This window comes from Ohessyouella blattaphilus, assembly GCF_024721265.1.
GTDB lineage: Bacteria > Bacillota > Clostridia > Lachnospirales > Lachnospiraceae > Aequitasia > Aequitasia blattaphilus_A.
Map to the genome: position 1 here is coordinate 1 of NZ_JAMXOC010000045.1, position 5,523 is coordinate 5,523.

Sequence of the window (5,523 nt, forward strand, 5' to 3'; positions counted from 1 at the left end):
AAAAAAGGAATCTACAAGCCTTGTAAACAGAGGGCTAGAGATTCCGAGAGACTATATTAAAGATCCGGAGGATTGGGATTATGCAGGAATATCAGGGAAAAGCTGTGTTTGGTGGAATTGCTATCGGTAAAATATTTGTATACCAAAAAGATGAGCGCCGAGTAAAGCGGACAAAAGTAGACGATGTAGAGGGTGAGCTCATTCGCTATCAAGAAGCGAGAGAGACTGCGGATAAACAGCTTGGTGAGCTTTATGAAAAAGCGTTACTCGAAGTTGGGGAAGCAAATGCTGCCATTTTCCAAATTCACCAGATGATGCTAGGGGATGACGATTATAATGAATCAGTCGAGAACATTATTCGCACTCAGAGCGTCAATGCTGAATACGCCGTTGCTAGTACCAGTGACAACTTTTCTCAGATGTTTGCGGCCATGGATGATGAATATATGCAGGCTCGGGCGGCGGATGTAAAGGATATTTCAGAACGAGTACTGACGGTTCTAGGAGGTAGTGACGGTAATAAAATGACGTTTTCGGAGTCGGTGATTATTCTTGCTGATGATTTAGCCCCTTCGGAAACGGTTCAGCTTGATAAGGAGAAGGTACTGGCCTTTGTTACCGTACACGGAACGGTTAATTCTCACACGGCCATTCTTGCAAGGACGATGGGAATTCCAGCTCTTATCGGTACGCCGGTAGATTTATCGGTAGCTCGTAACAATCAGTTCGCAGCGGTTGACGGAAATACAGGAATCCTTTATCTCGAGCCAGACGACGAGACATTACAGGGACTTAAAGACCGTCAGCAAGAGGAGCAAGAAAAAAGAGAGATGCTCAAGTTGCTTAGAGGTCGCGAAAATGTTACGATAGATGGCAAAGAGATTATGTTATATGCCAATATCGGTGATATGAAAGACCTGGCAGCAGTTATGCAAAATGACGCTGGCGGCATTGGTCTTTTTCGCAGTGAATTCATTTATCTGGGAAGAGATAATTACCCTACAGAAGAAGAGCAGTTTCAGATATACAAGACGGTCGCAGAGACGATGGCGGGAAAGAAAGTGATTATCAGGACCCTAGATATCGGTGCGGATAAACAGTGTGAATATTTTGGAATTGGCCAGGAAGAGAATCCAGCAATGGGGCTACGTGCCATTCGTATCTGCCTCATGCGACCAGAGATTTTTAAGACTCAGTTACGGGCTTTGTACCGCGCTAGCGCCTATGGGAATTTGGCGATTATGTATCCTTTGATTTCCAATTTGTGGGAAATTCGTAGGATTAAAGAGATTGCTAAAGAAGTAGAACAGGAGCTGACGCTTACAGGAATCGAATTTACTCGTCCTCAGCAGGGAATTATGATTGAGACTCCCGCAGCGGTTATGATTAGTGAGGAACTGGCTAAAGAAGTTGATTTCTTTAGTATCGGGACAAACGACCTAACCCAGTATACTCTGGCTGTGGATCGTCAGAATCCAGAGTTAGATGCTTTTTACGAACCAAACCATCCGGCTGTTATGAGGATGATTCAGATGATAGTTGATAATGCCCACAAGGCAGGGATTTGGGCGGGAATCTGTGGCGAGTTAGGGGCGGATACTACTTTGACGAAAGAATTTTTGGCGATGGGTGTGGATGAGCTGTCTGTTTCACCAGGAAGCGTTCTGCCGCTTCGAAAGATAATTTTGGAGACCGATACAAGGAGCATATAAATAAGGCTAGGAGGAGCTATGCTTACAGAGAAACGGTATGATTTGATTCTAAAATTGTTGAATGAGAAAAGAAGCGTTACGGTGACAGAGTTGACAGAACATTTAAAGGCATCGGAATCAACGATTCGCAGAGATTTAAATGCCCTTGATCAAGCAGGTCGTTTGGTAAAGGTTTTTGGTGGTGCTGTTGCTATGGAGATGTCTTTTGTCTCAGAAGAACCTTCCGTTGAACAAAAGCTAGATGTAAATATGGAAGAGAAGCAAAAGATTGCCCGTTATGCGGCCACCTTAATTGAGGCGGGAGATTTTATCTACCTAGATGCGGGGACTACTACCGGACTTATGATTGATTATCTGCCCCAGAAGCAGATTACGATTGTTACAAATGCGGTTGATCATGCCAAACGCTTAGCCGCAAGAGGTATCCGAGTTCTGTTAATCGGCGGCGAATTAAAGCAGACGACAGAAGCGATTGTAGGCAATCAAGCGATTCTTAATATTCAGAGTTACCATTTTACGAAAGGCTTTTTCGGTACAAATAGCGTCAGCAAGAAGGAAGGTTTTACCACTCCAGATTATAATGAAGCACTGGTGAAAAAGACGGCACTAGCTGCCTGTCTAAAGAAATATATCCTTTGTGACTCGGCAAAATTCGATAAAGTTAGCTCAGTAACCTTTGCCCCAATCGATGAGGGCACTGTCTTAACGGAAAAAAGCCCTCAAGGCTCGCTGGCAGGAAGTAAAAATTTTGTAGTGGTAACACAGGAGTAAAACGAATGGAAGAATTAAGAGATATAAATAGCATTGACCGTGCTATATATGAATCAGAAAAAGAAATTGAAAGTGGAGCCAAAGCTTTAGATGCAGTGCTTGTGTTTGCAGAATTGGATAAAAAGATTTTGAGGAGCACCGGAGTCGATAATAATAGCTACGAGAATAAATAAAGAATTTAATGATGGGTCAGATTATTTTGCGAAAAGGCAAATAATCTGACCCTTTGTATTTTACGTATATTAGAAATCTGATATTAGGATTAACGACAACGTCCTCTTTTAACACCAGTGCCATTTAATGGGCGTTCGCCGTTTACAGGACAATCACTCGGACGCTCTGGTCTTACGCTGGGGCGCTCAGTAGAGGGTTTGTTTGGGCGAGTGCCAGAGTTATAGTTTGGACAATCGGTAGGACATTCTGCTGGGCAACCGTAAGGACATTCGCCTTGATTGACACCTTGATTGTTACCTACATTTGTCTGTGGGGGATTTGTCCGTTTCGCGTGATGGCCTCTACCATTTCCTGCATAGGCAACAGTAGAAATCGAAAGTACGGCTACAATTAATAGAGCTAGGGTCGTTAGTTTTTTTAAGTTTCTTTTCATGGGTGCTTCTCCTCTCGTTTTGAAATACAGTTACTATTTTGCTCGTTCACTTACAGATTACGCTGGGGAAGAGAAATAATATGGGGTAAAATGAAATTATCCTATGTTTTTTTCAAAAAAAAACGTATTCTAATAATAAGAGGAAGAGAAAATGGATGATTTTAGTTTGCGACTTGTTAAGTGTAAGCAAGATAACCAAGAGCTTAACAAATTAATAGAAGAATATATGCCCTTCATTACCAGCGAAGCTGCAAAGACAGGTATTACCGGTTTGGAGATGGAGGATAAGGTTAGCCTAGCCATGCTTACCTTTATGAACTGTGTCAAGACTTATGAGGAAGGGCGGGGTGGCTTTATTGCTTATGCCGCGATGTGTATCAGAAATAGGATATTAGACGAGGGAAGAAAGAGTAAGCGCCAAGGTTTTATTGTTCTTCACGACGATGATGAAAAAGAGAGAGCAGTTTGGAACGTGGCTTCGACCTCTCAGTATAGCAAAGAACAGGAAAAGATCGCCCTACGTGAAGAGATTGAAAGGCTATCTACAGAGTTAGCGGAATATCAAATTTCATTTACGTCTCTCGTCGATATCTGCCCCAAACAAAAGCGTTCACGCGCCGTATGTATGCAGATGGCGAGAGCCATTCTAGCAGATGGGGAGATGCGGGATAAGCTAGTTAGGGCGAGGCAATTAAGCGTAGGGAACCTAGCGAAGAGTTGCCGCGTATCCCAGAAGACCGTGGAAAAATACCGACGCTACGTTATTGTATTGGTATTGATATTATCAGGAGATTTTCCTTATATAGGCACTTATCTACCGACGGAAAAAGGAGGTGAAGACTAGTGAAGAGCGGAATTGTATTTGATCTAAACAATAAAAAAGCGACCATCATGGTGAATGGTGGTGAATTTATCAGTGTCCCCCGGGACGCCCAGTGGGAAATTGGTGATGTGGTCCAAATTGAAAGAAAGCATTTTGGGATTAAACAGCTGGCCGTTCTTGCTGCTTTAGTAGGGATAATGCTGTTTGGTAGTGCCAGCGGCTATAAGCTGTATTATAGCCAAGTCGCGCTTATAAGCATTGATGTTAATCCCAGTATTGAATTCAGTCTTAACCGCTTTGATAAGGTAATTGGTATAAAAGGATATAATGAGGAAGGAGCCCAGATTGTTTCTGATTTGCAATTAAAAAACAAATCCTATAACGAAGCTATTAAGATTCTTTTACAAAGTGAGGAGATGAAAGCTTATGTAAAGAAAGACAGTCAGGTAGAAGTGGCTGTATATGCCAAGAAAAATACAAAAGACTTAAAGGCCAGTGTAGACGCAGAGGTTAGTAAGCTCCTTAAAGGTCAAATCGACAGTGAAGTTCACTGTTACGAGGTGGGGAATGAACTGGTAAGCGAAGCTCATGCCAGTGAGATGACCCCGGGAAAATATAAAGCTTATCTTGATTTGAAGGAATATGAACCAGAGCTTCAGGCAGAGGAGTGCCAAGACTTAAGCGTTAAGGAGATAAGGCAACGAATATCAGCACATCATCAGGAAGAGTCTGGTAAAGGTGGCAATAATAATGATAGCAGCGGTCATCAAAATGGTGAAAACGGTAACGGCAACGGAAGTGGTGATCACAGCGGTAAGGGCCAGCAAAAGCAACAGAAGAAGGGGAGAGGGCATTAGGCTTGCGGGTTTGTATTAGCGAATGATATAATGTGAAAAAGGAGTTGATTTAAAGTTGAAACTTTATCATGGAAGTAATATAGAAGTCAAAATACCACGAATTATCCCAAATTTACGAGCTTTAGATTTTGGTGCAGGGTTTTATGTTACTTCTAGCGAAAATCAAGCAAGTAGATGGGGAAAAAGTGTTACAAAGCGTCGGGGTGCGGGAGAGGCTACACTTAATATTTATGAGATTATTTCTGAGGAAATGGCAAAACTCAATGTATTGAAGTTTGAAAAGGCAGATGCAAGCTGGCTAGACTTTGTTGTGGGGAATGAATAACCAACTCCCAATGCCTATGCTTGGAAGTGGTATCTTGCGCACTGAAGTGCGAACAAGGATGTAAGTCTTCGACTTACTTTACTAGCCGTAACACTTTCGTCTTTCGAACCTGTATTGTACAGGGTGCTCGTGCCAGGAAGGCGGTCTCATGCCGCCACTATCCGTTTGACCGGAATACTTTTTAATGAACGGTATGTTTTATCGTCTTTACTTGACGACACATATTGTTTTACTTGTAAGATGTTTGACTTACAAAACCTCATACAATATTCGGTTTTCAATGTTCCGTTCTTATATATTGTATCAGATTTACCAACGTTGCGCAAACAAATGTTCGAATAAAACAAGTGTTTTAACGTCGGAACATGTAAGAACTAAAATGTAATTTTAAATTCTAGTTGGCAAGAGTAAATTCTATATACCTAGAA

General features: G+C 42.0%; 7 protein-coding genes. 6 read left to right on the plus strand and 1 reads right to left on the minus strand.

Annotated features, from left to right (window positions below):
• The first annotated feature begins 80 nt into the window (after positions 1 to 80).
• From ptsP to NHH16_RS14935, 3 genes are read left to right on the plus strand one after another with little or no spacing between them, the layout of a single operon-like run.
• Positions 81 to 1,712, plus strand: coding sequence for a phosphoenolpyruvate--protein phosphotransferase (gene ptsP / locus NHH16_RS14925; RefSeq protein ID WP_262070397.1), 1,632 nt, complete (start codon positions 81 to 83; stop codon positions 1,710 to 1,712).
• A gap of 18 nt (positions 1,713 to 1,730) precedes the next feature.
• On the plus strand, positions 1,731 to 2,483 hold the full coding sequence (locus tag NHH16_RS14930) for a DeoR/GlpR family DNA-binding transcription regulator (RefSeq protein WP_262070398.1): 753 nt from the start codon (positions 1,731 to 1,733) through the stop codon (positions 2,481 to 2,483).
• Positions 2,484 to 2,488: 5 nt separating this feature from the next.
• Entirely contained in the window at positions 2,489 to 2,656 is a 168-nt protein-coding gene (locus tag NHH16_RS14935; RefSeq protein WP_262070399.1) for a hypothetical protein, read from the plus strand.
• Between the two features lie 89 nt (positions 2,657 to 2,745).
• Here NHH16_RS14935 and NHH16_RS14940 read toward each other — a convergent pair whose 3' ends face one another.
• Positions 2,746 to 3,090, minus strand: coding sequence for a hypothetical protein (locus tag NHH16_RS14940; protein ID WP_262070400.1), 345 nt, complete (start codon positions 3,088 to 3,090; stop codon positions 2,746 to 2,748).
• Positions 3,091 to 3,241: 151 nt separating this feature from the next.
• Between NHH16_RS14940 and NHH16_RS14945 the strand changes: the two genes are divergently transcribed.
• From NHH16_RS14945 to NHH16_RS14955, 3 genes are read left to right on the plus strand one after another with little or no spacing between them, the layout of a single operon-like run.
• Positions 3,242 to 3,934, plus strand: a complete 693-nt coding sequence (locus tag NHH16_RS14945; RefSeq protein WP_262070401.1) for a sigma-70 family RNA polymerase sigma factor — start codon at positions 3,242 to 3,244, stop codon at positions 3,932 to 3,934.
• Entirely contained in the window at positions 3,934 to 4,770 is an 837-nt protein-coding gene (locus tag NHH16_RS14950; RefSeq protein ID WP_262070402.1) for an anti-sigma factor domain-containing protein, read from the plus strand. The genes NHH16_RS14945 and NHH16_RS14950 overlap by 1 nt, the downstream gene beginning before the upstream one ends.
• Positions 4,771 to 4,825: 55 nt before the next feature.
• A complete protein-coding gene (locus NHH16_RS14955) occupies positions 4,826 to 5,095 on the plus strand; it encodes a DUF3990 domain-containing protein (RefSeq protein ID WP_262070403.1) in 270 nt (89 codons plus the stop codon).
• Positions 5,096 to 5,523 lie beyond the last annotated feature (428 nt).